At 44.9% G+C, this 20,356-nt stretch carries 19 protein-coding genes, 1 pseudogene and 1 riboswitch; of the genes and pseudogenes, 13 read left to right on the top strand and 7 right to left on the bottom strand.

Annotated elements, in window-relative coordinates; genetic code table 11:
* Positions 1–66 precede the first annotated feature (66 nt).
* From recD2 to rnhC, 3 genes are read right to left on the bottom strand one after another with little or no spacing between them, the layout of a single operon-like run.
* Positions 67–2,430 carry an SF1B family DNA helicase RecD2 gene (recD2, locus tag HMPREF9378_RS00890; protein ID WP_002914411.1) on the bottom strand — a complete coding sequence of 788 codons (2,364 nt, stop codon included), beginning with the start codon at positions 2,428–2,430 and terminating at the stop codon, positions 67–69.
* Between the two features lie 59 nt (positions 2,431–2,489).
* Positions 2,490–3,119: a signal peptidase I gene (gene lepB / locus HMPREF9378_RS00895; protein WP_002901501.1), complete on the bottom strand. Its 630-nt coding sequence runs from the start codon at positions 3,117–3,119 to the stop codon at positions 2,490–2,492.
* 3 nt (positions 3,120–3,122) lie between these two features.
* A complete protein-coding gene (gene rnhC, locus HMPREF9378_RS00900) occupies positions 3,123–4,013 on the bottom strand; it encodes a ribonuclease HIII (RefSeq protein WP_002901499.1) in 891 nt (296 codons plus the stop codon).
* Positions 4,014–4,201: 188 nt separating this feature from the next.
* On the opposite strand from rnhC, the gene HMPREF9378_RS00905 reads away from it, so the two are divergent.
* The 7 genes from HMPREF9378_RS00905 to HMPREF9378_RS00935 all read left to right on the top strand — a co-directional run bounded on the left by HMPREF9378_RS00905 (position 4,202) and on the right by HMPREF9378_RS00935 (position 11,697).
* Positions 4,202–4,492, top strand: coding sequence for a hypothetical protein (locus HMPREF9378_RS00905; RefSeq protein ID WP_002896593.1), 291 nt, complete (start codon positions 4,202–4,204; stop codon positions 4,490–4,492).
* A gap of 10 nt (positions 4,493–4,502) precedes the next feature.
* Entirely contained in the window at positions 4,503–5,054 is a 552-nt protein-coding gene (locus HMPREF9378_RS00910) for a CvpA family protein (RefSeq protein ID WP_002901497.1), read from the top strand.
* Positions 5,055–5,108: 54 nt separating this feature from the next.
* The gene (locus HMPREF9378_RS00915) at positions 5,109–7,442 is read left to right on the top strand and encodes an endonuclease MutS2 (protein WP_002901496.1); all 2,334 of its coding nucleotides are present in this window, start codon (positions 5,109–5,111) and stop codon (positions 7,440–7,442) included.
* 10 nt (positions 7,443–7,452) lie between these two features.
* Positions 7,453–8,097 carry a GNAT family N-acetyltransferase gene (locus HMPREF9378_RS00920; protein ID WP_002901495.1) on the top strand — a complete coding sequence of 215 codons (645 nt, stop codon included), beginning with the start codon at positions 7,453–7,455 and terminating at the stop codon, positions 8,095–8,097.
* A gap of 100 nt (positions 8,098–8,197) precedes the next feature.
* The gene (locus HMPREF9378_RS00925; RefSeq protein WP_002901494.1) at positions 8,198–9,616 is read left to right on the top strand and encodes a C69 family dipeptidase; all 1,419 of its coding nucleotides are present in this window, start codon (positions 8,198–8,200) and stop codon (positions 9,614–9,616) included.
* Positions 9,617–9,700: 84 nt separating this feature from the next.
* Positions 9,701–10,015, top strand: a complete 315-nt coding sequence (trxA, locus tag HMPREF9378_RS00930) for a thioredoxin (protein ID WP_002901492.1) — start codon at positions 9,701–9,703, stop codon at positions 10,013–10,015.
* A 166-nt stretch (positions 10,016–10,181) separates the two neighbouring features.
* A riboswitch (glycine riboswitch) is annotated at positions 10,182–10,274 on the top strand.
* Between the two features lie 85 nt (positions 10,275–10,359).
* Entirely contained in the window at positions 10,360–11,697 is a 1,338-nt protein-coding gene (locus HMPREF9378_RS00935) for an alanine/glycine:cation symporter family protein (protein ID WP_002903371.1), read from the top strand.
* 65 nt (positions 11,698–11,762) lie between these two features.
* Here the strand turns inward: HMPREF9378_RS00935 and sstT are convergent, their stop codons facing one another.
* Entirely contained in the window at positions 11,763–12,980 is a 1,218-nt protein-coding gene (gene sstT, locus HMPREF9378_RS00940) for a serine/threonine transporter SstT (RefSeq protein ID WP_002901488.1), read from the bottom strand.
* A 143-nt stretch (positions 12,981–13,123) separates the two neighbouring features.
* Here sstT and HMPREF9378_RS00945 point away from each other — a divergent pair, with 143 nt between their 5' ends.
* From HMPREF9378_RS00945 to HMPREF9378_RS00970, 6 genes are all read left to right on the top strand, one after another.
* Positions 13,124–13,987, top strand: a complete 864-nt coding sequence (locus HMPREF9378_RS00945) for a mechanosensitive ion channel family protein (RefSeq protein WP_002903370.1) — start codon at positions 13,124–13,126, stop codon at positions 13,985–13,987.
* Positions 13,988–14,008: 21 nt separating this feature from the next.
* The gene (locus HMPREF9378_RS00950) at positions 14,009–14,638 is read left to right on the top strand and encodes a DUF4352 domain-containing protein (protein WP_002903368.1); all 630 of its coding nucleotides are present in this window, start codon (positions 14,009–14,011) and stop codon (positions 14,636–14,638) included.
* 174 nt (positions 14,639–14,812) lie between these two features.
* The gene (locus tag HMPREF9378_RS00955) at positions 14,813–15,715 is read left to right on the top strand and encodes a DUF2268 domain-containing putative Zn-dependent protease (RefSeq protein WP_002914410.1); all 903 of its coding nucleotides are present in this window, start codon (positions 14,813–14,815) and stop codon (positions 15,713–15,715) included.
* Between the two features lie 62 nt (positions 15,716–15,777).
* Positions 15,778–16,146 (top strand): EXLDI protein, encoded by a 369-nt coding sequence (locus HMPREF9378_RS00960; RefSeq protein WP_002914409.1) that lies wholly within the window; start codon positions 15,778–15,780, stop codon positions 16,144–16,146.
* A gap of 250 nt (positions 16,147–16,396) precedes the next feature.
* Complete coding sequence (locus HMPREF9378_RS00965) at positions 16,397–17,401, top strand: NADP-dependent oxidoreductase (protein WP_002914408.1); 1,005 nt, start codon at positions 16,397–16,399, stop codon at positions 17,399–17,401.
* 16 nt (positions 17,402–17,417) lie between these two features.
* On the top strand, positions 17,418–18,062 hold the full coding sequence (locus HMPREF9378_RS00970; protein ID WP_002903363.1) for a TetR/AcrR family transcriptional regulator: 645 nt from the start codon (positions 17,418–17,420) through the stop codon (positions 18,060–18,062).
* Between the two features lie 96 nt (positions 18,063–18,158).
* On the opposite strand, the pseudogene HMPREF9378_RS00975 reads toward HMPREF9378_RS00970, so the two are convergent.
* The 3 genes and pseudogenes from HMPREF9378_RS00975 to gdhA all read right to left on the bottom strand — a co-directional run.
* Positions 18,159–18,308, bottom strand: a pseudogene (locus tag HMPREF9378_RS00975) (NADP-specific glutamate dehydrogenase); the annotation flags it as partial.
* Positions 18,309–18,323: 15 nt separating this feature from the next.
* Positions 18,324–18,809 carry a GNAT family N-acetyltransferase gene (locus HMPREF9378_RS00980; RefSeq protein WP_002903361.1) on the bottom strand — a complete coding sequence of 162 codons (486 nt, stop codon included), beginning with the start codon at positions 18,807–18,809 and terminating at the stop codon, positions 18,324–18,326.
* A gap of 31 nt (positions 18,810–18,840) precedes the next feature.
* Positions 18,841–20,187 carry an NADP-specific glutamate dehydrogenase gene (gene gdhA / locus HMPREF9378_RS00985; protein ID WP_002903360.1) on the bottom strand — a complete coding sequence of 449 codons (1,347 nt, stop codon included), beginning with the start codon at positions 20,185–20,187 and terminating at the stop codon, positions 18,841–18,843.
* Positions 20,188–20,356: the final 169 nt, after the last annotated feature.

The following is a 20,356-nucleotide window of genomic DNA, read 5'->3' as shown; positions in this document are numbered from 1 at the left end:
GTTGTTTTGTCTGGTCGTATAGCCACATTTTAGCATTATACACAGAGCAAAGAAGGGAGTCAAGGCTTACTTAAAAATTCCCTTTATATCTTCTTCTCTTATCCCAATCATAGGGTCAATTTTCTGGAAGTTTTCCTCAGTTAGGACATAGTTTTCCACAGGCGCTTTCATTTTATCCACAGTATTGTGAATATTACTCTCAGCTTGCGGAAAGTCGCCAAAGCGCTCGATGAGATAGGTTTTGCGGGCGGTACCGGTGTTTTTGACGGCATAGTCAAAGGCTACTTTTTCCCCAAGTAAGATCAACTTGCTCTTGGCGCGGGTGATAGCAGTGTAGATGAGGTTGCGCTGCAGCATCCGGTGACTGCTCTTGGTGATGGGCAAAATAACTACCGGAAATTCACTGCCCTGAGACTTGTGAATGCTCATGGCGTAGGCCAGGCGAATCTTGTACCACTCGCTGCGCTGATAAACAAGTTCATTGCCATCAAAGTCAATGGTCAGCTCGTCCTGCTTGGAGTCGGTGTATTTGCCAGGCAAGAGGTCGGTGATATAGCCCAGATCGCCGTTAAAGACATTGCTTTCGGCATCGTTGACCAGATGAATGACCCGGTCGCCCTGGCGGTACTGGCAGTCGGGAGCTTCAAAGGTCAATTCCTCTTTCTCGACAGGATTGATGAGATTTTGCATGAGATTGTTAATCTGGTCGATACCGGCTGGCCCCCGATACATAGGTGCTAATACCTGAACATCTTGAGCTGGGATACCGCTGCGAATGGCAGCGCTAGCGATTTTTTCAATCATAGGTGGGATATGCTCATTTCTAGCTTCAAAATATGAGCGGTCCGCTTTTTTGTCTGTAAAATCTGCTGGTAGAATGCCCTTCTGAATCTGGCTAGCCAGTGTGACGATTGTAGACTCTTCGCTCTGCCGATAGATGGTTTCCAGCTTGGTCTGTGGAATAGTCGGTATCTGCAGCAAATCTGCCAGAACCTGACCCGGACTGACAGAGGGCAGCTGGTCGGCATCTCCGACAATCAAGAGTTTGGTCTGAGAGGAGATATTGCTGAGGAGCTGATTAGCCAACCAAGTATCCACCATGGAAAATTCATCCACAATGATAAAATCAGCATCCAGATAATCATCCAAATGACTGGTGTCATCATCTCCAGTCATCCCCAAGTGGCGGTGGATAGTGGCGCTAGGAAGACCGGTCAATTCGTTCATGCGACGAGCAGCACGTCCAGTGGGAGCCGCTAGCAGAATAGGCAGATCATTGACCTTTCGCAGATCCAAACCACGAAGTTGGGCGTAGACTGCGATGATACAGTTGATAACGGTAGTTTTTCCAGTACCCGGTCCGCCGGTTAGAATAAAGACCTTCTGATTGATAGCCTGACGGATGGCTTCTTTTTGGATACTGTCATAGGAGATGCCGGAGCTTTCCTCCACTTGCTGGATAGCCGCAGTAATGTTATCTGCGTCAAAGCAGTCTTGCTCTCCTTTTTCCAGTAGACGGACCAGATTGCTCTTAATCCCTTCTTCAGCAAAAAATAGGCTGTTTTCAAAGATCTTGGTCTCTACATTTTGGACCTTATCTTCCTCAATCAGATGGGCCAGCTCATCAGCGACTAGACTAGGGTTCAGCTCCACTTGACGTGAGCTTTCTAAGAGCTCGATGGTATGCTCTAGTAAATCACGAGCTTCGACATAGGTATCTCCCCGCTCCATGGACTGGGTCAGCAAGGTATGGACAAGGCCAGCCCGAAAACGCTCAGGGGCATCACTTTGGATGCCCAGCTCTTCTGCCAGATGGTCAGCAATTTTAAAGCCGATTCCCTGAATATCCTCTACTAGCTGATAGGGATATTTTTCGACAATATCCAGCGTTTCTTCCTTGTAGGTATCCTGGATTTGAAAAGCTAGCTTATTGGGAATGCCGTAGGCTGCCAGCTTGGCTAGTACCATCTCCGTTCCGTAGTTGAGTCTGAGCTTGGCGACAAAGGCCTCGCGGTTCTTAGCTGCTAAGCCGTTTATCTGGGTTAGCTTTTCCGGATCTGCTAAAATCTTGTCAATGGTGTCCTCGGTATCTTCTCCGTAGAGTTGGACGATTTTTTGAGCAGTCTTGACTCCGATTCCCTTGAAATGGTCACTAGAGAAGTATTTTACTAGGCCTTTGCTACTGGGTTTGGCTCGCTCATAGCGAGAAATTTTAAGTTGCTGGCCATATTTGGGGTGCTGGACGAGACTGCCCCAGAAGCTGTAGTCTTCGCCTTCCATAACATCTGCCATGGAGCCGGTGACAATGATTTCAAAATCTTCAAAATCCTCAGCATCTGTATTCTCAATATCTAAGAGCAGGATGCGGAAAAAGTTGCTGGGATTTTCAAAAATAATGCGTTCAATCGTTCCTGAAAAGTAAAATTCCATAGTTTATAGGTTCTTCTTTTAAAACGAACCCAGTTGACGTTCAACTGAGTTCGATATGCTTAATAGGTCTTAAAAGGCAGCAGCGGCCAGAAGCGGAACTTAGCTTCGCCCTGGATTTGTTCTTTTTGGAAGGTGCCGACTTGGCGACTATCCTTGGAAACAATCCGGTCGTCACCCAGAAGCAGGTATTCATCATCCAGAAGCTTGATGGTGAAGACAGGGCTGCCTTCACTATCAACAGTGAAGGCTTGAGCCTGAGCTGCGAGTTTTCTGAAAAACACACCATTGTCATCATAATCATCCCCAGTATAAGTGGATTGGAGCTTGTCTTCTTTGAATTTTTTGATGTAGTCTGTCAGGTAAGGCTCGTCTGTTTTTTTGCCGTTGATGTAAAGAGTATCATTTTCATACTGAATAGTATCACCCGGCATACCGATAACCCGCTTGACAATCTCCTTGGTCGTTCCGTCATTATCTGTCTCAGTGGCGACAACGATATCAAATCGGTCAATTGACTGATATTTAAGCACAAGTAGATATTCCCCATTGGCCAGCGTAGGGTCCATAGAGTGGCCATCTACCTTTACAGGGGACCAGAGATAGAGCCGTGATAGGATAATGATAGAGATAAAGATGATAAAGAGCCCCCATTCTTTGAGAATGACAACGGCAGTATTTGATTTTTTCATAGGTTACCTTTCTAAAAGTTTTTGTGCTTTTTCAGTATTTTTAAAGTGGAGTTTAGCAGAATGCTGCAGACCGGCCATTCCATAGGCTTGAAGAATCTGGCTGGCAACGTGATCGCTCTTGCTTCCGGCTCCGCTAGGCAGGGTATAGCCTAACTCTTGACTGAGATTTTCTAGATTTTCCAGAAAGAGGTCACGAGCGATAATAGAGCTGACCGCAACAGCTAGGAACTTTCCTTCAGCCTTTTCAATCAGACTTACCGGATTTGGAAAATGATTTTTTTCCTGCTTTAGGTATTTATTATAGTTTTGCTGGCTGGTAAAGGCATCGATGACGATTTTTTCGGGATTGATGCCTTTCTGCAGCAGTAGGTAGATAGCTTGATTGTGCAGAGCTACCTTGACAGAGACGGCATTGTAGCCAGAAGCGATGACTTCGTTGTACTTCTCTGGCGATAGGAGCAGAGCTTGATGAGCAATTTTTTCTTTCAAGACCGGTGCCAGTTGGCGAATCTTGCTATCGTTCAAGGTTTTAGAATCACCAACGCCCAGTTTTCTCAGAAAGTCGTGCTGGTCTGGAGTAACGAAAGAAGCTACGACGGCTAGACCTCCAAAGTAGGAGCCGTTGCCGACCTCATCTGTCCCAATGAGGGCAAAATTCTGAGAAGCAGGACTATAACTGGATTTGCCTGCTTGATGGCCAAAAAAGCCAGCGTAGTGAGCAGCTTTTGCCCCTTGAAAGAGAACTTTTCCGGAGCTAAAGACACTGACCGTCGCCTGATCCAGCCGGAAGAAATATTGAATATGAGGGTTCTTGCTGGGAGCCAGCTTGCTCTGATATTTCTCAACAAAAGCCTGAATTTCTTGCTGTTTGGGACTGAGTGTGATACTTTCCATACCCCCTATTGTACCATAAAAAGGAAAAGTCGAAAGTCATAAGATTGAAAATCCTACAAAAATTTTGTAGGATAGCACCGCTGCTTGCAATGTCAAAAAAGATGAAAAAGAAAGTCCCTGTCTAGTTCCAAGTGTTTTTATAACTGACAAAGGGCTTCTTTTTTGATATAATACAATGAGGTGATTTTATGGCAAATTTGAATCGATATAAATTTACATTTGGAAACAAGACCTTAACTCTAACAACAGAACACGATAATCTCTTTATGGAAGAAGTAGAACGGGTAGCAAAGGAAAAATACAAGGCTATCAAAGAGCAGATGCCTGCGGCAGATGATGAAGTCCTGGCGATTTTGCTGGCTGTCAATAGCCTGTCTACCCAGCTCAGCCGCGAGATTGAGTTTGACGACAAGGAAAAAGAACTAGAAGATTTTCGTCACAAAATGCTCAGTGATTTGAGAGAAAAGTCGGGTAAATAGAGGAGAAATAATGCTTTCTATTATTATTTTACTAATATTGGCCTGGAGCTTTTATATTGGCTACTCGCGTGGTATTGTTCTGCAGGGCTATTATGCTGCTGCAACCATGGTTTCCATGCTGGTAGCTGGAGCTTTTTATAAGAGCTTGGCCAAGTTTATCAGTCTTTGGGTGCCTTATGCCAGCGCGACTCAGGGCTCTTCGACCTACTTTTTCCCTAGCTCCCAACTTTTTCACTTGGATCAGGTTTTTTATGCTGGTTTGGCCTATCTTATTATTTTTACAGCTGTCTACATCCTTGGGCGCTTTTTCGGGATTTTTGCGAATCTGATTCCCTACCCCAATAAGCTGGATACCAAATGGTACAATGTGACCAGCGGAGCCATCGCTGTTTGCATCTCTATTTTTGTTTTGGGAATGTGCCTGACTATTTTAGCGACGGTGCCGATGGAGATGGTTCAGGAGCGGCTCAACAGCAGCTTTATGATTCGCTTTATTGTCAAGTATACCCCTATCACATCCAATATCCTCAAAGATCTCTGGGTGAATCAAGTTATCGGATAAAAGACGACTCAGTTGGCCTGCTAGCTGGGTTCTTTTTTACTAGAAAAGAAAATTATGAACACAAAAATTTTAGAAACCTTAGAATTTAAAAAGATTAAAGAACTTTTTGCTCCCTATCTTTTGACCGAGCAGGGGCAGCTGGAGCTGGGTCTGCTCTTGCCGACCAGCAAGAAGGAGACAGTGGCCTCGGCTTTTCTGGAAATGAGAGATATGCAGCAGATTTTTGTGCAGCATCCCCACTTTAGTCTGGCTGCGACTCAGGATATCACTGCCTTGACCAAGCGGTTGGAGCTGGAAAGCGACTTGAATATTGAGGAGTTTTTAGCTCTCAAGCGCGTTTTGGCAGTGACTCAGGAGCTCAAGTCCTTTTATGATGACTTGGAAAATGTGCACTTGGAAAAGCTGGACCGTCTGTTTGAGAACCTAGTTGTTTTCCCTAAGCTGCAAGGAAGTCTGCAGGCTGTGAATGATGGCGGCTTTATCGAAAGCTTTGCTAGCGAAAGTTTGAGCCGCATTCGCCGAAAAATTCAAGAAAATGAAAATCAGGTGCGGGAAATTCTGCAAGAGATTCTCAAAAATAAGGGAGAGATGCTGGCGGATCAGGTAGTGGCCAGCCGGAATGGCCGCAATGTGCTGCCTGTAAAAAATACCTACCGCAACCGCATTTCTGGTGTGGTTCACGATATTTCAGCCAGCGGTAATACCGTCTATATCGAGCCTAGAGCAGTTGTCAATCTAAACGAAGAAATTGCCAGCAGTCGAGCGGACGAGCGTTATGAAATTCAGCGGATTTTGCAGGAATTATCGGACCTATTCCGTCCCCATGCAGCTGAAATTGCCAACAATGCTTGGATTATCGGACATCTGGACCTAGTGCGTGCCAAGATCCGCTTCATGCAGGAGACGGGAGCGGTGGTGCCAGACCTGTCGGAAGAGCAGGATATCCAACTGCTTAGTGTCCGCCATCCCCTGATTGAAAATGCAGTGGCTAATGATTTGCATTTCGGGCCAGACTTGACAGAGATTGTCATTACCGGGCCTAATACCGGTGGTAAGACCATCATGCTGAAGACCTTGGGTTTGGCTCAGATCATGGCCCAGTCAGGTCTGCCGATTCTGGCGGACAAGGGGAGCCGCGTCGGGATTTTCAGTCAGATTTTTGCAGACATTGGTGATGAGCAGTCCATTGAGCAGAGTCTGTCAACTTTCTCCAGTCACATGACCAATATCGTCTCTATTTTAGAGCAAGTTGATAGCGAGAGTCTGGTTCTGCTGGATGAGCTGGGAGCTGGAACTGACCCGCAAGAGGGTGCAGCTCTGGCCATTGCTATCTTGGAAGATTTGCGGCTGAGACAGATTAAAACAATGGCGACGACCCACTATCCTGAGCTCAAAGCCTATGGGATTGAGACGGACTGGGTGGAAAATGCCAGCATGGAGTTTGATACAGATAGTTTAAGGCCGACCTATCGCTTTATGCAGGGAGTGCCTGGCCGTTCCAATGCCTTTGAAATCGCTCGGCGTTTGGGCTTGTCGGAAGTTATCGTTGGCCATGCCCAAGAGCAGACCGACACAGACAGTGATGTCAATCGGATTATTGAGCGCCTAGAGGAGCAGACGCTAGAAAGCCGCAAGCGCTTGGATAATATCCGCGAGGTGGAGCAGGAAAATCTCAAATTTAACCGAGCCCTCAAAAAACTTTACAATGAGTTTAACCGAGAAAAGGAAACCGAGCTCAATAAGGCACGGTTGGAAGCCCAGAAAATCGTTGATTTGGCTTTGTCAGAGAGTGAGAGCATTCTCAAAAATCTCCATGATAAGTCCAGCCTTAAACCACATGAGATTATTGAAGCCAAGGCTCAGCTTAAAAAGTTGGCACCAGAAACCGTTGATTTATCAAAGAATAAGGTGCTCAAGCAGGCTAAGAAAAATCGGGCGCCCAAGGTGGGAGATGATATTCTAGTCACCAGCTATGGTCAGCGGGGAACCTTGGTCAAGCAGCTCAAGGACGGCCGTTGGGAAGCTCAGGTCGGTCTTATCAAGATGACTCTAGAAGAGCAGGAGTTTAACTTACTCAAGGCTGAAAAGGAGCAGCAGCCTAAGCGCAAGCAGGTCAATGTAGTCAAGCGAGCCAATACTGCTGGACCGAAAGCCAGGCTGGATTTGCGCGGTAAACGCTACGAAGAGGCTATGGAAGAGCTTGATGCCTTTATCGATCAGGCCCTCCTCAATAACATGGCTCAGGTGGATATTATCCACGGTATCGGGACCGGCGTCATCCGTGAAGGAGTGACAAAATACCTCCGCCGCAACAAGCATGTTAAGTCTTTTGGCTATGCTCCGCAAAATGCTGGCGGCAGCGGTGCAACGATTGTGATATTTAAGTAAGAGGCCAGAAATGAAAATACAAATCTATGACTCGACTTATGAGAAAAGTTGGATTTATACAAAGGCTTTGAGTTATCTCTTTTCGCCTTTCTTTGATGATATGAGCCGCAGCAAGGATGAGTTTACTGAAGAGCCTTACCAAGATTCGATTGAGCTCATAGCAGTGGAAGATGATCAGGTTGTGGGGCTTCTAGATATTGGGATTTACACCGAAGAAGCAAGTCATTCTTATGCATATTATCCGGGAGAAAAGATAGCTTACTTCGCTAATCTGGCTGTCCATCCTGATTTTCAGAATCAAGGGATAGCCAGTCAACTCTTTCAAACTGCTCGAGAGCAGCTGCATGAAAAGAAAGTTGAGGCCTTGGTCATCTTTACCAGAGACGGAGAGCAGGCAAATCACCTCTATCAGAAGTGGGGCGGCAAGCTGATTTGTCAAGATTATTTAGTTGTCGGACGCCCCAAAGATCAAAGACCGTTTTCTTTCAGCGTTGATACTAAGAAACAGATAATCTGTCTGACAGATAAGTCAGGAAATCCTTTAGGCTATTATCAAAGAGAAGGACATTATATTGTCTCAAGGAAAGAAGATTTGGAGCATTTTGAGATTGATGAGCTTTACAAGGAACATACCTATGTCTTGAAAATCGAATAGGGTATTAGAAGTTTCAGCGAAGAGATAACAGCAGGTTCTTTTATGAGGGCCTGCTTTTTGCTATAATGTAAGCAGCATAAAGTGTTTCGGAGGGAAAATAATGAGACTAAAGCATGCATCAGATTCTTGCACGACTATTTTGGTGGGCAAGGAGGCCAGTTACGACGGTTCAACCATTGTGGCTCGTACAGAGGATTCACAAAATGGGGTCTTTACGCCCAAGAAATTTGTTGTAGTGGAGCCGCAAGACCAGCCACGCCATTATCAGTCAGTTTTAACGTCCTTTGAGATGGATTTGCCGGACAATCCAGTCCGCTATACGGCAGTGCCAGATGCAGTTCCCAAAGATGGGATTTGGGGAGCTGCTGGAATTAACAGCTACAATGTTGCTGTCAGCGCAACGGAAACGATTACGACCAACAGCCGCGTACTGGGGGCAGATCCTTTGGTAGAGTCAGGTATCAGCGAGGAAGATATCCTTACGCTGGTTCTTCCCTATATCAAAACAGCTCGCGAAGGGGTTCTACGCTTAGGGAAAATCCTAGAAGAGTACGGCACTTATGAGTCCAATGGGATTGCTATTTCAGATATTAATGAAATCTGGTGGCTGGAAACCATTGGCGGCCACCATTGGATGGCGCGACGCGTACCAGACGATGCCTATGTGACCAATCCCAATCAGCTGGGCAGCGATTATTTTGAATTTGACAATCCAGAGCATTTCCTCTGTCATCCAAATCTCAAAAACTTTATCGAGGAAAACTATCTCAATTTGAATTACTCGGACGAGGGCTTCAATCCGCGCTATGCTTTTGGTAGCCAGAAGGATAAGGATCGCCATTACAATACACCGCGAGCTTGGGATATCCAGCGTTTTCTCAATCCAGAAGTGGAGCAAGAACCAAGGAGTTTCTTCATTCCATGGTGTCGCAAGCCTTACCGCAAAATCACGATCGAAGATGTCAAGTATGTCCTGAGCAGCCACTATCAGGATTCGCCTTATGATCCTTACGGAGCAGAGGGGGACCACCACAGCAGACGGGCCTTTCGGACTATTGGGATTAATCGGACCAGTCAGACAGCCATCTTGCAGCTGCGCCCTAATCAACCGCAGGAAACGACTGGGATCCAGTGGCTATCCTACGGCTCCATGCCTTACAATACAGCTGTTCCTTTCTTTACTCAAGTCTCAACAACGCCAGACTACTTTGCCAACACGACAGACAAGGTTTCGACGGATTCCTTCTACTGGGCTAATCGGATCATTGCTGGGTTGGCTGATGCTCATTTTAGCAGTCATGTCGGAGATTTGGATGATTATCAGGAAAAGACCATGGCCTGGGGTCATGAAATGATTGGTCGGGTAGACCGAGCTCTGACTAAGGGCGAGGATGTGGACTTTGAAGCTGAAAATCAAGCTATGAGCGACAAGGTGCAAGAAGCGACAGACCAGCTCTTGGAGAAAGTTCTCTTGGATGCCAGCAATCTCATGACCAACCATTTCTCACTGAGTGACTAAGGTCTACCCGTAGCAAATATTTTTCTTTCTGTTGCTTTTGGTGTAAAATGTTATCAAAAGTAAGCTATTTAAAGGAGAAGATTTATGGTAGCAGCCGTTACAGATGCAACATTCGCAGAAGAAACAAAAGACGGATTGGTTCTGATTGACTTTTGGGCAACTTGGTGCGGTCCATGCCGTATGCAGGCGCCTATCTTGGAGCAGTTGGCAGGGGAAGTTCATGAGAACGAATTAAAAATCCTTAAGATGGATGTGGATGAAAATCCAAATACTGCCCGTGAATTTGGCATTATGTCCATTCCGACCCTTCTGTTCAAGAAAGAAGGTCAAGTCGTTAAGCAAGTCGCAGGTGTTCACACCAAAGACCAGCTCAAGGCTATTATCGCGGAATTAAGCTAAGCAAGAAGCCTCTGGGCTTCTTTTTTGCATCAAAAAACGTTTACATGCTCAAAAATTTTCACAAAATATTGACAAAAGGCGAATGTTCTTTTAGAATAATAGAAAATTAATAATCAACACCGAACGAAGTTTTTCAGAAAGAGGCGGGCACCTCTGACTGTGAAATGGACGGAACTCTGGAGAGACCATGAATGGCACCGAAGGGGCAAGGCGGTTTAGAACCGCTCAAACTCTCAGGTAAAAGGACAGAGCGAAGAGGCAGGGATTTCCCTACTCCAGCACATCCAGAGTACATGTTTTGCATGTGCTCTTTCTTTTTCTCGGTGTGAAAAGGAGCTTATATCATGTTGGAAATATTGAATCGTCTGGATTCTTTTGTTTGGGGTCCGCCCCTGCTCATTTTGCTGGTTGGTACTGGTATCTATCTCAGTCTGCGTCTGGGCTTGCTGCAGATTTTTCGACTTCCTCGTGCCTTTCGGCTAATCTTTGTATCGGACGAGGAGCATCAGGGCGATGTCTCTAGCTTTGCGGCTCTCTGTACGGCTCTAGCCGCGACTGTGGGAACGGGAAATATCATCGGAGTGGCAACTGCCATTAAAACCGGTGGACCGGGGGCGCTCTTCTGGATGTGGGTGGCTGCTTTCTTTGGGATGGCGACGAAGTATGCCGAGGGCCTCTTAGCTATCAAGTACCGCCGCAAGGATGCTCATGGTGCTATGGCGGGCGGTCCCATGCACTATATCCTATTAGGGATGGGCGAGAAGTGGCGCCCGCTGGCTATCTTTTTTGCAATAGCTGGTATCTTGGTGGCTCTCTTGGGGATTGGGACCTTTACGCAGGTCAATTCCATCACAGAGGCCATGCAGAATACCATTCAGCTGCCTCCAGCTGTGACAGCTTCTATCTTGGCTATTTTGGTGGCTCTGGTTATTTTCAGCGGCATCCAGTCTATCGCTCGAGTATCGACCAAGGTTGTGCCCTTTATGGCAGCTATTTATATCTTGGGGACTGTGACTGTCTTAGCGGTCAATCTCGATCGATTGCTGCCCACACTCCAGCTGGTCTTTAGCTCAGCTTTTAGTCAGACGGCTGCTGTCGGTGGCTTTGCCGGTGCGACCATCCAGATGGCGATTCAAAACGGGGTCGCGCGTGGAGTTTTTTCCAATGAATCTGGTTTGGGGTCAGCACCCATTGCAGCGGCGGCAGCTCGGACCAAGGAACCGGTAGAACAAGGCTTGATTTCTATGACCGGAACCTTCATCGACACCCTGATTATCTGTAGTCTGACAGGCTTGACGATTTTAATCACAGGGGTCTGGGATGGCAATCTTAACGGTGTGTCCTTGACTCAGGCAGCCTTTGCGAGTGTTTTTGCTAATTTTGGTCCGGTTCTGCTTTCAGTCTTTCTAGTTCTGTTTGCCTTTACGACTATCTTGGGCTGGAACTACTATGGTGAGCGCTGTTTTGAATTTCTCTTTGGGGTTCGCTATATCCGCGTTTATCGCCTGCTATTTGTCCTGATGATTGTTCTCGGTGGTTTTGTAGGTCTAGAGGCGGTCTGGATTCTTGCAGATATTGTCAATGCCCTCATGGCCTTGCCGAACTTAATCGCTCTTCTAGCACTCTCTCCTATTGTCATCGGGGAAACAAAGAAATACTTTGACAAGCATCGAAAGAACTAATTTTCGCACATAAAAAAGCCTCTAGTTTTCTGTAATGATGGAAGTCTAGAGGTTTTTTGTCGAAATTAATAGCGTTTTTCTTTTGGCCAGCTGCTCATCTCGGCCACAGCTGTAAAGAGAACGTCAGTAGAAGAGTTGAGGGCGGTCTCGCAGGAGTCCTGAATGACACCGATAACGAAGCCGACGCTGACTACCTGCATGGCCAAATCATTGGAAATCCCAAAGAGGCTGCAGGCGACTGGAATGAGCAAAAGAGAACCGCCAGCTACGCCGGAAGCCCCGCAAGCAGAAATTGCCGCTACGACACTGAGAACGAGAGCCGTTCCAAAGTCAACCCTGATACCCAGCGTGTTGACAGCAGCCAAGGTCAGGGTGTTGATAGTGATGGCGGCCCCTGCCATATTGATAGTAGCGCCTAGAGGAATAGAGACTGAGTAGGTCTCTGGATTGAGCCCCAGATCCCGACAGAGTTTCATGTTGACGGGGATGTTAGCCGCTGAGCTGCGCGTGAAAAAAGCAGTCACACCACTGACTCGCAAGCAGCGCCAGACCAAGGGATAAGGATTTTTCCGCAGCATGATAAAGGTAATCAAAGGATTGATAATCAGAGCGACAATCAGCATGCTGGCTATCAGGACCAGCAATAGGATGCCATAGCTTTTTAGAGCCTGGAAGCCTTTCCCGGAAATGGTCGTGTAGACCAGGCCTAGAATACCGAGAGGGGCTAGATTGATAATCCACTCGACAATCTTAGAAGTGATATCTGCCAAGGTCTGCAGCAGTTCCTTGCTGTGGTGGCTAGCTTCTCGCATGGCAATCCCAAAGATGACAGCCCAGGAAAGGATACCGATATAGTTAGCGGTGATGAGTGCGTTGACGGGATTGTCCACCAGCTGAAGCAGAAGATTGCTGAGGACTTGTCCGATTCCGTCTGGCGGAGAAACCTTTTGGGAGGACGAAGCCAACTCTATACTAATGGGAAAGAAAAAGTTGACCAGAACCGCTACCAAGGCCGCCGCAAAGGTCCCTAGAAGATAGAGCAAGATGACTGTCTTCATATTGCTCTTTTGCCCTTTCTGCTGTTGAGACAGGGCGTTTGCCACCAGAGCGAAGACTAGGAGCGGAGCGATGGCCTTGAGGCCGCCAACGAAGATTTGGCCCAGGAGTCCTATGGCTTGTGCTTGGGGAAAGGTGATAGCCAGCAGGACACCAATGCCAATCCCGATGGAAATCCGCTTGATTAGATTGGTTCTGTTCCAAATAGTGATGAAGCGATGGACCATGTAAGTTCCTTTCTTGTCTTAGATACTTATTTTATTATACGATAGAAAGGGGGTGAAAGCAACGCTAGGTCATGCTAACCATTCTATGTCCGCGCTGATTGGTCTTTGTGGTATAATGGTAGTAATCTTTTTGGAGGTAGCCTATGTCTAAGACCGGAAATGTCTTTTCCCGTTATATCCAGCAGTTTGACTGGTCCAAAATTGCAGATGACCTTTTTTCCAAGCTGGTCTCTTTACTTCTGCTTTTTATCTTATTTTACATCGTTAAGAAAATCCTGCATTTGTCAGTGACCAAGATCATTGCCCCCTCTCTCAAGCTATCCAAGCAGGATGTAGCCAGACAGAAAACTATTACCCGTCTGATTGAGAATCTGCTTAATTATGTCTTGTATTTCCTCTTGATTTACTGGGTTTTATCCATCTTGGGACTGCCAGTTTCCAGTCTTTTGGCTGGTGCAGGGATTGCCGGCGTGGCCATCGGGATGGGAGCTCAGGGCTTCCTGTCGGATCTAGTCAATGGTTTCTTTATTCTTCTCGAGCGCCAGTTAGATGTTGGTGACAATGTTCGCCTGACTAACGGCTCTATCAACATCGCTGGAACAGTAATCAGTGTCGGGATTCGGACGACGCAGGTACGGGACGCGGACGGAACGCTTCATTTTGTGCCAAACCGCAATATCATGGTTGTCAGTAATCTGTCTCGTGGAGATATGCGGGTTCTGATTGACATTCCGCTTTATGCCCAGACGGATTTGGACGAGATTTACCGCATTATTTCAAAGGTTAATGAAGAAGCAGTGCCAGAACATCCAGAGATTCTCAAGGAACCGGATGTCTTGGGGCCGCAGATGGCTTCAAATGGCCAGTTCAACTTCCGTATCAGCATGATCGTACAAGGTGGCATGCAGGTTTCCATTTACCATATCTTCTACCGCCTTTACCATGAGGCGCTTTTGCGAGAAGGGATTGAGCTTCCGACGCTTGGACCTCTTTCAAAAGGCATGTAATTATTGATTAGAAAGGTCCATATGAATCAGCGAATTCAGCAGGAGATTGTCAGTGAGGACAATCATGTTTACCGTTTAAAACGTCCTCTCCACAAGCAGGGGCTCTTTTGGGCGGCTCTGGTGTCTGGGATTATTATCTTTCTTCTGGTCTTGCTCAGCATTCTTCTCGTCATCACCACGATTGGCCTTATGGAGGAAAATGACCATCTCAAGTCCCTCACAGGCTACCATAACTCGCCTTTAGAGTCCTATAACAGCCATGCTTTTGGAAAAACAGTTGAATTTTCCAGTGGACTCAAGGTGACCGTTCATTCGGCAGTGGAAGATAGAAAGAAAGTCATGAGCGATGAGTCAACAGGTGTAGCTGTCGTTGCGACAATCACGGTTGAAAATACTTCGAAAAAGTCCATTCTGGTCAGTCCTTATGACTTTGGACTCTATGACAAGAAGGAGAATGTCTATATTTTGGATGGCTCAACCTTTGACAATACACAAATCGGCACCAATCTGGCGCCGGGCAAGTCTATCCGCTTTGACCTAATCTTTGACGGGGAAGGCGGCGATGAGGATACCTATACCGTGACCTACGAAAATGCTAAGTGGCAAAAGGAGAAAAACAAGACAAAGCAAGAGAAAAAGAAGGAGCAATAGGGAAAATTATCCTATTACCCTAATGCCTTTGCTACTTTCCGTACCCAGATTCGAAAGTGGCGGCAGCAAATGCTATAGATAAAAGAAGATTTGAGACGAAAGTTTCAAATCTTTTTCTTGACTCTGACCTTAGAGGAGGGTGTATACTGGTGAAAATTAGAAAAGGAGATTACAATGAAAATCAATATCATTCGTTCAGATAAAGTTTATCAAGAGATGCTAGAGATGCCTTTAGAAAAGAGAGAAGGCTGTTTTCGGGCTAAGATACTAGCACCTTTTGCAACAAAATATCGAACACAACACATTCCTCTGGAAGCGAAGTATCCCGGAGGATTTGATGCTCTGTTCCTGCTTGGTTTTATGAATCAGCTCCCTGCAACTCTATCAGAAAAGGATAGACCGGCTATTGATGCTCTCAGTTCAGATCAGCTTTGGCAAGATTGCCAGAATACCATCAAGAGGAGTATAAGTCTTTTTGAGCAAGCTGGATATGATTTAGAGGTTGAGGATTACTATTTTACTATTTTGTTAGGCAATCCAGAAAAGCCTATGTTACAGCTCAATAAGGGTTATAGCGGAGATGGTGGAATTCCAGGCTACCTCATGCTTAGTCTGTTACCGAATGACTACACTTTGCCACGTGTACAGGCGGCGCTGGCCCACGAGTGCAATCATAATGTCCGCTTCCAATTTATCAAATGGAACCAGCAGACGACATTAGCAGATTGGGTAGTTAGTGAAGGATTGGCAGAGTCTTTTGCTGCTGAGCTCTATGGCAAGGAGCTCATTGGACCTTGGGTCACTTCAACTAGTTCCGAGCAGTTAGAAGAGATTAAGCCCATCATCTCCAGTCAGCTTCAGCTAACAGGGATGGCGGAAATGGCTCCCTATCTCTACGGTGATGAAATTGCAGAAATACAGGGGCAAATACCAGTCGGTATGCCTTATGCTGCAGGCTATGCTTATGGCTATCATCTGATACAAGCCTATCTGAAAAAGACTGGCAAGAGCATTATTGAGGCCACAGTAACACCGACAGAAGAAATTTTAGAGGCGACTAAAGACTTTTGGAAATGACACTTTTACTTGAAAATCTGTCAAAACTTGATATAATGTAGGTGATTTCTGGAGGTATCAGTATGCATTATAAAAGAATTGAATTAAAAGTCACAAATCAAGGTATCCATGAGCGCAAGATTTTTCAAGGTGTTAAAATTTTCAGCCGCAGCAAGCTGTCCAAAGATCAGAAAAGCATTCTGACGCAGAAGGTTTATCTGACACCGAAGCAAAACATTGTTTACTATCAACGGGCAGATGTCAACTATCACCAGAACTGGTATCATAAGAAGGATTATTACGAACTAGCTTATGGCCAGTTGGACAGAGAAACTGTCTTTAAGGTTTGCCAAGATTTTGACGAACTAAGTCCTTTTCTGGAGACTGAGCTGCTTGAGAAGCTAAAAGAAAAGCAGTCAGCAGGCAAATTTTTTGAAAAATTAGATATATAAAAATCCGGCTGCTTTGATAAGCAGTCGGATTTCTTTAGATTCGTATTAAACGATAATTGAATCTTCTCTCTTTTTAAGTTTCTTTGAAGTCGATAAAACAGGACAACTTTCATCAAAAGATGATAACTAAACAAAAATTGAGATAACTGTGCCACGTCGTCTATGTTGACATCTTTGAAAAATGAGCGTATAATCAAGAAAAATGATTGAGTGCTCACTCAATTTATAGATAAACAAAGGAGCTTATGAAATGGTTGTTCAAGCAATACAGTATAGTCGTTTCGGTGATGAAGAAGTACTAGATTTGGTGAACATTAAATCTGATGTTTTGGAAGTGAATCAAGTTAGGGTAGAAGTTTATGCAGTTGGTTTAAATCCTATTGATTATAAGACTTTTGAGGGTGCAAAGCCACTTCGTTTTCTATCTTTTATGACGAAACTAAGGAAGCCAAGTCGTTGTTTTGAGTCAAAATCATCTCTTTTTCCAAGAGGTGTTGGTCGGGATTTTGCTGGAGTTATCACAGAAATCGGTGAAGGAGTAAGTCGGTTTGCAGTAGGGGACAAGGTTTTTGGTACAATGATCAGTGACCCTGGATTGGGAACCAAGAGGGGAGCTTTGGCAACAGAAATTTGTGTCAATGAATCGGAAATCGTATCGAAACCAGATATGATTGATATGAATCATGCTGCTACTATGGGGGTAGCTTCTCTAACAGTGGGAGGTGCTTTTAGAAAAATTGAGTTAAGTTCTAAAGATATTGTGGTTATTTCAGCAGCGGCAGGTGGTATTGGAAGTATTGCAGTACAGTATGCAGTTGCTAAGGGTGCAACAGTTATCGGAATTGCAAGTAAGAAGAATTCAGAATATCTGAAGTCTTTAGGTGCTATACCAGTTGCTTACGAAGAGAACATCCAGAATGCTCTTCTATCAGCAAGTCCAAAGCCGATTACAAAATTCTTGGATTGCTATGGAAGTGATTATGTTAAATTAGCTTTCAATTTGGGATTGAAGGGCACGGATATTGGAACGCTAGTACCTTCACCATATGTTATGATAAGAGGAGCTCAGTTCACGGGTCCGAGACATTCCACATATGATGATTTGAACACTCTGGCGGAAATGGTCTCAGATGGGAAGGTTTGGCTGAATATTGATCAGGTTTATGATTTTTCTCTAAAGTCAGTTAGAGAGGCATATCGTAGTCTGAAGTTGGGGCACACTCGAGGTAAAAAAGTCGTAAAAGTAAGAGAGTAGAAGAGAGGTGCTAGCAATGGATAGTTTAGAACAAAAGTATGCACAGACATTAGAAAATAGCAACTTGAGTATAAAACAACGTCAAGTATTATTATCAAGTCTAAAGTTATTTTCAGAAATTGGTTTTGAGAATACAACAGCAAGCCTTATTGCTAAGGAGGCTGGAGTTTCAGAAGGGACCGTTTTTAGTTACTTTAAAACCAAGGAAGGAATATTAGAAGCTATTCTGTCGACTTTTCTCGAACAGGTTATTCCAGATGTGATTGCTGATTTTTCTGAGAAGAAATTTACAGCAAACCAAGAATCTTTTCCAGTGTTTTTGAGAAGCATTGTTCGAGATAGACTAGTTTTCGTTCAGGAGAATCAAATGCAAGTTAAAATTCTCTTGAGTCGTTGTTTTATTGATAAAAATATTTCTGACCAGTTAGGGAATGTTATTGTTCACTCTATTATTAAGCCAATTAGTCCAGTTCTGAATCAGTTTAAAGAAAATGGTGTTATCCGAGATTGGTCAAATGAAAGAATCGTTCGTTATATTCTAGCCTTGAGTCTTTCTTATGTTATTCCAATGATGTTGAATGATAAGGAAGATGTGAACATAGATGAAGCAGTAAACGAAATTGTTGACTGCCTATCTTCTGCCTTAGTAGAAGTAAAATAAATCTTGATTTTTAAGCTTACTATTTAAATAGTAAGCTTTTTTGAGACCAACATAAAAATCCCCAATCGGAGTGATTGAGGATTGAAAAAATAAATTCTAAACAATACCTTGGGCAATCATAGCTTTGGCTGTGTTTTCAAAGGCAGCAATGTTAGCACTAGCCAGATAGTCTTTGCTAAGTCCGTAAGTTTCAGCGGTAGTTTTAGCTCTGTTAAGGATGTTGGTCATGATGTCCTTGAGACGGCCAGAGTATACTGACATCTATTCATCTGATGAGAGTGATTTTATCATCCAGATATTCATAGCTGGGTGGCCGGCAGCGTTAGAAAGTGGTTGTTGCAGTGATGTGAAACCATAGTGCTGATAGATGGCCACGGCTGTAGCCAGTTCAGTAGTGGTTTCTAGATAAAGCTGTTCATAACCTGCTAGGCGGGCTTCTTGGAAAATCTGCTTTATCAGCCGACTGGAATAACCTTTGCCACGACAGTTTTTAGTGACATACAGTTTTTGTAATTCAGCAATCTTATCAGACACAGGTGCAAAGCCACCACAGCCAACGAGATGGCCTTCATCTTCCAGAATAAAGTAAGCCGCCCTCTCTTGATGTTGATAATAGTCGGCCAAATGATCTAGATGAGAATCAAAGTAGACAGTTCCTGGTTTATCAAGCCCGAATTCTTCTAGGCTGGCTCGAATGAGCTGCGCTACAGCTGGATTGTCTCTCACTTCCATTGGCCGTAAGTTCATGATTTGTCCTCCGATAGGATGTATCGACTAGTTAAACAATACCTTGCGCAATCATAGCGTTGGCTACGTTTTCGAAGGCAGCGATATTAGCTCCTGCAAGGTAGTCAGTACCAAGACCATATGTTTCAGCAGTTGTTTTAGCAGTGTTGAAGATGTTGGTCATGATGTCCTTGAGGCGGCCGTCAACTTCTTCACGAGTCCATGACAGACGAAGGCTGTTTTGACTCATTTCCAGAGCAGATACAGCTACACCACCAGCATTAGCAGCTTTAGCAGGTCCGTAGAAGATACCATTTTCTTTATAAACTGCGATAGCATCCAGGTCGCTCGGCATGTTGGCACCTTCAGATACGCAGATAACTCCTTGAGCGACTAAGCGTTTGGCAGCTTCGCCATTGATTTCATTTTGTGTCGCACATGGCAGAGCGATGTCATATTTCTCAGCGTAAGTCCAGACAGAACCTTCATGGTAAGTAGCAGTTGCTTTTTCAGCAGCATATTCTGTCAAGCGAGCGCGGCGTTTTTCTTTGACATCAACCAAAAGATCAAAGTCAATACCGTTTTCATCGATAACATAGCCGTTTGAGTCAGATACAGAGATAACAGTTGCACCAAGCTCAGTTGCTTTTTGAAGAGCGTATTGGGCTACGTTACCAGAACCAGAAATAACCACCTTCTTGCCAGCAAAGCTTTGGCCGTTAGCTTTGAGCATTTCTTCTGTGTAGTAAACCAAGCCGTAGCCTGTTGCTTCTGGACGGATCAAGCTGCCGCCAAATCCAAGAGGTTTACCAGTCAAGACACCAGCATCGAATTGGTTAAGGCGTTTGTATTGGCCATAGAGGTAGCCGATTTCACGTCCGCCAACACCGATATCACCAGCTGGAACGTCAAGAGATGGGCCGATGTGTTTTTGCAATTCTGTCATAAAGCTTTGGCAGAAGCGCATCACTTCAGCATCAGTCTTACCTTTGGGATCAAAGTCAGATCCACCTTTACCACCGCCGATTGGAAGGCCTGTCAATACGTTTTTAAAGATTTGCTCAAATCCGAGGAATTTCAAGATCCCTTGGTTTACAGTTGGGTGGAAACGAAGTCCGCCTTTATAAGGGCCAACTGCTGAGTTAAATTGTACGCGGTAACCGCGGTTGACTTGTATGTTACCTTCGCGGTCTACCCAAGGAACACGGAAGCTGATTACACGTTCAGGCTCAGTAATACGCGCTAAGATGTTTTCTTCGATGTATTCTGGGTGTTTTTCAAAAACAGGCTCCAGAGTATTGAGGAACTCTTCAACAGCTTGGAGGAATTCTGCCTCGTGTCCGTTGCGGGCTTTTACGGTTTCGAAAGTGCTTTGGATATATTCTTTAGCAGTTGTCATCTGTTATTCTCCTTTAAATAAAATAGTAAACCATCCTGTCGGGAGCTGCCTGCAGCTTGTGTGACGAGGATGTGTTTAAATTTTAAAAACAGGCATCTTTTAGATGTCATATTTTATTACATGGAACATTATAGCAGACTTTTTTTATCTTGTAAAGAAAAAAGTTGAA

The organism is Streptococcus sanguinis SK1 = NCTC 7863 (assembly GCF_000194945.1).
GTDB lineage: Bacteria > Bacillota > Bacilli > Lactobacillales > Streptococcaceae > Streptococcus > Streptococcus sanguinis.
The sequence above is the reverse complement of the archived record's forward strand: the minus strand, read 5'-3'. Positions and strand labels throughout refer to the sequence as shown.

Coding starts and splice junctions, on each gene's coding strand:
- recD2 (WP_002914411.1), bottom strand. CDS start 2,430: ATGGAATTTTACTTTTCAGGAACGATTGAACGCATTATTTTTGAAAAT.
- lepB (WP_002901501.1), bottom strand. CDS start 3,119: ATGAAAAAATCAAATACTGCCGTTGTCATTCTCAAAGAATGGGGGCTC.
- rnhC (WP_002901499.1), bottom strand. CDS start 4,013: ATGGAAAGTATCACACTCAGTCCCAAACAGCAAGAAATTCAGGCTTTT.
- HMPREF9378_RS00905 (WP_002896593.1), top strand. CDS start 4,202: ATGGCAAATTTGAATCGATATAAATTTACATTTGGAAACAAGACCTTA.
- HMPREF9378_RS00910 (WP_002901497.1), top strand. CDS start 4,503: ATGCTTTCTATTATTATTTTACTAATATTGGCCTGGAGCTTTTATATT.
- HMPREF9378_RS00915 (WP_002901496.1), top strand. CDS start 5,109: ATGAACACAAAAATTTTAGAAACCTTAGAATTTAAAAAGATTAAAGAA.
- HMPREF9378_RS00920 (WP_002901495.1), top strand. CDS start 7,453: ATGAAAATACAAATCTATGACTCGACTTATGAGAAAAGTTGGATTTAT.
- HMPREF9378_RS00925 (WP_002901494.1), top strand. CDS start 8,198: ATGAGACTAAAGCATGCATCAGATTCTTGCACGACTATTTTGGTGGGC.
- trxA (WP_002901492.1), top strand. CDS start 9,701: ATGGTAGCAGCCGTTACAGATGCAACATTCGCAGAAGAAACAAAAGAC.
- HMPREF9378_RS00935 (WP_002903371.1), top strand. CDS start 10,360: ATGTTGGAAATATTGAATCGTCTGGATTCTTTTGTTTGGGGTCCGCCC.
- sstT (WP_002901488.1), bottom strand. CDS start 12,980: ATGGTCCATCGCTTCATCACTATTTGGAACAGAACCAATCTAATCAAG.
- HMPREF9378_RS00945 (WP_002903370.1), top strand. CDS start 13,124: ATGTCTAAGACCGGAAATGTCTTTTCCCGTTATATCCAGCAGTTTGAC.
- HMPREF9378_RS00950 (WP_002903368.1), top strand. CDS start 14,009: ATGAATCAGCGAATTCAGCAGGAGATTGTCAGTGAGGACAATCATGTT.
- HMPREF9378_RS00955 (WP_002914410.1), top strand. CDS start 14,813: ATGAAAATCAATATCATTCGTTCAGATAAAGTTTATCAAGAGATGCTA.
- HMPREF9378_RS00960 (WP_002914409.1), top strand. CDS start 15,778: ATGCATTATAAAAGAATTGAATTAAAAGTCACAAATCAAGGTATCCAT.
- HMPREF9378_RS00965 (WP_002914408.1), top strand. CDS start 16,397: ATGGTTGTTCAAGCAATACAGTATAGTCGTTTCGGTGATGAAGAAGTA.
- HMPREF9378_RS00970 (WP_002903363.1), top strand. CDS start 17,418: ATGGATAGTTTAGAACAAAAGTATGCACAGACATTAGAAAATAGCAAC.
- HMPREF9378_RS00980 (WP_002903361.1), bottom strand. CDS start 18,809: ATGAACTTACGGCCAATGGAAGTGAGAGACAATCCAGCTGTAGCGCAG.
- gdhA (WP_002903360.1), bottom strand. CDS start 20,187: ATGACAACTGCTAAAGAATATATCCAAAGCACTTTCGAAACCGTAAAA.